The organism is Actinomycetota bacterium, assembly GCA_040905475.1.
GTDB lineage: Bacteria > Actinomycetota > AC-67 > AC-67 > AC-67 > DATFGK01.
Genome location: JBBDRM010000024.1, coordinates 1 through 1,777 on the forward strand (window position 1 = coordinate 1; position 1,777 = coordinate 1,777).

Consider the following 1,777-nt stretch of genomic DNA (forward strand, 5'->3'; position numbering starts at 1 on the left):
GAGCATGACGATGCCGTGGATCGCGTTGGTCTGCGACATCAGCGGCGTGTGCAGCATCGTCGGCACCTTCGAGATCACCTCGAAGCCGATGAACACGGCCAGCACGAAGATCGTCACCTCGGTGATCAGGTCGCCGCTCATTGGAGAACCTTCCTCCGCTGATTGCCGGATATTGGGAGATCGCCCGAGCGAAGCGAGGGCGATCTTTGATCGGCTACGGCACAGACAGCCGACCGCCGCCGGGAGAGCGCCAACGTCGCTAGCCGCGTAGACGGCCCGCGTGAGACCAGCGCCTCCCGGCGGTGCGAGGCACCGAAAGCGCCAACAGGGCGTGGCGTCCAAGAACGCCTGCCAATGAGCATGCGCACCGGTTCCTCGCGGCCGGCAATCAGCCGACGATCATCGACCGAGGAGGAAGCATGACACGAACAGCAGGAATCGACTGGGCCAGTGAAGTCCACGAGGTCTGTATCAGCGAGGGAGAAGTAGTGGAGCGTTTTGGCGTGGTCCATGACGAGACTGGGATCGCCGATCTGTGTGCTCACCTGATCGAGCTCGGCGTCGAACGGATCGCGATTGAGCGACCTGAGGGGGTGCTGGTCGAGCGACTGCTCGAAGCCGGCTTGGTGGTGCTTGCGATACACCCCAACCAACTCAAGGCGGCGAGAGCGCGTTTCGCGGTCGCCGGCGGCAAGTCGGATCGCTTCGATGCCTTCGCGCTGGCCGAGCTGGCCCGCACCGACTCGCATCGGTTCCGAGCGATCGTGCCCGACTCCGACGAGACCAAGGCCCTGCGGGCCCTCACCCGAGCGCGCGAGGATCTGGTCGGCGTTCGCGTCGAGCTTGCCAACCAGCTGCGTGCGCGGCTGCTGGCCTTCTGGCCCGGAGCGCTCGTCTTCGCCGACGTCGATAGCCCGATCTCGCTGGCCTTCATTCGTCGCTACCCGAGTCCCGCCGAGGCGTGCGGGTTGGGAGTCAAGCGAATGCAGGGATTCCTCGACCGGACCGGCTATAGCGGCCGCACCTCGGCGCGGGTTCTGGTCGAGCGGATGCGATCGGCGCCCAGCGGCACGGCCGCTGAGCGCGAGAGCCAGGCACGGCGAGCGATTGTGGTCGGGCTCGTTGCCGCGCTCGAGCCGATCGTCACCCAGATCCGTGAACTCACCGGTGAGATCCGCGCTGCACTCGCCACCCACGCCGACGCGCCAATCTTTGCGGCGCTTTTCCGCGACCCGAAAACCGTGATCTGCCCGGCAAGCCTGATCGCCGAGATCGGCGATCGCCGGGAGCGCTATCCGACCGAGGCGGCACTCGCTGCCGACGCCGGGATGAGCCCGGTCGCGGTCGAGTCGGGGAAGCTGCGAGTCGCGAGCTTTCGCCGCGCTTGTGACAAGCGACTGCGAAGTGCGGTCGTCACCTTGGCCGACTCGACCCGGCACTGGCATCCGTGGGCCAAGGACGTCTATCTCAGAGCCCGCGATCGAGGCCAGGACCATCCACGTGCGATCCGGACTTTGGGACGAGCCTGGATCAGGGTGCTGTGGCGCTGTTGGAGATCGCGGGTCGCCTACGATCCCGCCCGCCACGGCAATCTCTCCCGGCTCGAAGGTGGATCCGGTGCAATCAATCACTCGCGGTGGATCGCCACAGGTGCTCAGAGCGCCTCTCAGCGCGTCCCCCACGGGGTCGACCGCCCGAATCGCGCCGAACCGGAGCCGCCCGGGCCCGATCGACCGCACGTGACGATGATCAGGGGTTGACACAGGGCGTCTCACGC

General features: G+C 66.7%; 2 protein-coding genes. One reads left to right on the plus strand and one right to left on the minus strand.

The window, feature by feature from the left end:
• A partial coding sequence (locus tag WEB06_02270) for a proton-translocating transhydrogenase family protein (GenBank protein MEX2554438.1) occupies positions 1 to 141 on the minus strand: 141 nt, incomplete at its 3' end.
• 278 nt (positions 142 to 419) lie between these two features.
• Here WEB06_02270 and WEB06_02275 point away from each other — a divergent pair.
• Positions 420 to 1,760 (plus strand): IS110 family transposase, encoded by a 1,341-nt coding sequence (locus WEB06_02275; GenBank protein MEX2554439.1) that lies wholly within the window; start codon positions 420 to 422, stop codon positions 1,758 to 1,760.
• Positions 1,761 to 1,777 lie beyond the last annotated feature (17 nt).

What these genes read in the sequence shown, in the direction of transcription:
- WEB06_02275 (MEX2554439.1), top strand. Translation starts at nt 420, where the DNA reads ATGACACGAACAGCAGGAATCGACTGGGCCAGTGAAGTCCACGAGGTC.